Here is a 2,179-nt window from a genome sequence, read left to right as displayed (position 1 = left end):
ACGAACACCGGGCCGCGTGGGGTGGTGTGGGCGTGTCCGGTGATGACGTGGGGGGAGGGTTGGTGGGTGGCCAGGGCGCGCAGGCCGTCCAGGGCACTCTGGTGGTTTTCGGCGACGACGACCGCCCGGTGGGGGAGCAGGGCGCGGGTGGTGGCCAGGGCGTGGGCGACGTCGGGGAGGTGCTGCTGCCCGCCCTCCAGCGCGTCGGCGAGTCGTTCGCCCATCGCGGCCAGTGCTTCGGTGCTGGCTGCGGAGAGCAGGAGGGGCAGGGGGGAGGAGGGTGCCTGCGGCGGGCGTGCGGGTTCCTCGGGCTGTTCGGGTTCTTCGGGTTGTTCGAGGATGACGTGCGCGTTGGTCCCGCTGATCCCGAAGGACGACACCGCCGCCCGCCGTACGCGCTCCACCTCGGGCCACGTCCGGGTCTCGGCCAGCAGTTCCACCGCTCCCGAGGACCAGTCGACGTGTGACGTCGGCTCGCTGACGTGCAGGGTGCGGGGGAGCAGCCCTTCCCGCAGCGCCAGGACCATCTTCATGACTCCGGCCATGCCGGCGGCGGCCTGGGTGTGCCCGAGATTGGACTTCGCCGAGCCGAGGTAGAGGGGGTGGCTGCGGTTCTGGCCGTAGGTCGCGAGGATGGCCTGGGCTTCGATGGGGTCGCCGAGCCGGGTGCCGGTGCCGTGGGCCTCGACGGCGTCCACGTCGGCGGCGGTGAGCCCCGCGCTGTCCAGGGCGCCGCGGATCAGGCGGGCCTGGGACCGCCCGTTGGGCGCGCTCAGCCCGTTGGAGGCGCCGTCCTGGTTGACGGCGGTGGCGCGGAGGACCGCGAGGACCGGGTGGTTGTTGCGGCGGGCGTCGGACAGCCGCTCCACCAGCAGCGTGCCCACGCCCTCCGACCAGCCGGTGCCGTCCGCCGACTCGTCGAAGGCCTTGCAGCGGCCGTCGGCCGACAGTCCGCCCTGCCGGGAGAACTCCAGGAAGATGCCCGGCGTCGACATCACGCTCGCGCCGCCCGCGACCGCCAGATCGCACTCCGCGCTGCGCAGCGACTGCACGGCGAGATGCAGGGCGACCAATGACGACGAACATGCCGTGTCCACGGTCAGAGCCGGCCCCTCGAGTCCGAACACGTACGCCAGCCGCCCTGACGCCACGCTCGCCGCGTGTCCGGTCAGCAGGAACCCCTCACTGCCCTGCGCCGGACCGGCCGTGCTGTAGGTGGCGTAGTCCTGCTCGTTCGTGCCGACGAACACGCCCGTACGGCTGCCGCGCAGGGTGCCGGGGTCGATACCGGCTCGTTCGAAGGCCTCCCAGGTGGTTTCCAGCAGAAGCCGCTGGTGCGGGTCCATCGCCAGCGCCTCGCGCGGTGCGATGTCGAAGAGAGAGGCGTCGAACCCGGCGATGTCGTCGAGGAAACCGCCCCGGCGCACATACGTCGTGCCCGGGTGGCCCGGGTCGGGGTCGTAGAGCGCGTCCAGGTCCCAGCCACGGTCGTCCGGGAAGTCCCCGATGGCGTCCCGCTCCTCGATCAGCAGCCGCCAGAGATCCTCCGGCCCCTGCACACCGCCGGGGAAGCGGCAGGCCATGGCGACGATGGCGATCCGATCGTCCTGCTCCGGCGTGCCGGCCCGGACGGCGGGGACGCCCGCAGGGTCCGGGTCCCCCTCCAGGTGGGCGGCGAGTTCGGCCGGACTGGGGTGGTCGTACGTCGCGTTGACCGGTACCCGGCGGCCCAGCAGTGCCGAGAGACGCTTGCACAGGTCGACGCCCGCGAAGGAGTCGAAGCCCAGGTCCTTGAACGTGGCCTGGGGCGGCACCTCCGCCGCCGACGCGTGCCCGAGCACTCGGGCGCATTCGGTGAGGACGAGGTCCAGAGCCCCCCTGACCGGCGGTGCGGCGGGGGAGGCGACCGGCTCTTCCTGCTCGGCAGGTGCCACGTCCGCGGCCGCAGCGGGCTCCGCGATCGCGCTCGGCCAGTAGGAGCGGCGCTGGAAGGGGTAGGTCGGCAGGGACACCCTGCGCGCCGGGGCGGAGATCCGGGTGGTCCAGGTGGGGGTGGTGCCGGTGGTGTGGGCGTGGGCGAGGGCGGTGGTGAGGTCGGTGGGGGTGGCGTGGTTGCGGCGGAGGGTGTGGAGGGTGGTGTGGGGTGTGTGGGTGAGGGTGGGGGTGAGGACGGGGTGGG

Annotated in this window: 1 protein-coding gene; it reads right to left on the bottom strand. The window is 73.2% G+C overall.

The genetic code is table 11. The features are described 5' to 3' along the window. Window positions 1–2,179 (bottom strand): type I polyketide synthase (locus AB0G52_RS40875; protein WP_361344335.1); only part of this gene is annotated, 2,179 nt, incomplete at both ends.

The organism is Streptomyces sp. NPDC021562, assembly GCF_040640875.1.
Lineage (GTDB): Bacteria > Actinomycetota > Actinomycetes > Streptomycetales > Streptomycetaceae > Streptomyces.
Note: the sequence above shows the minus strand (reverse complement) of the source record. Positions and strands in the feature narration are given on the sequence as shown.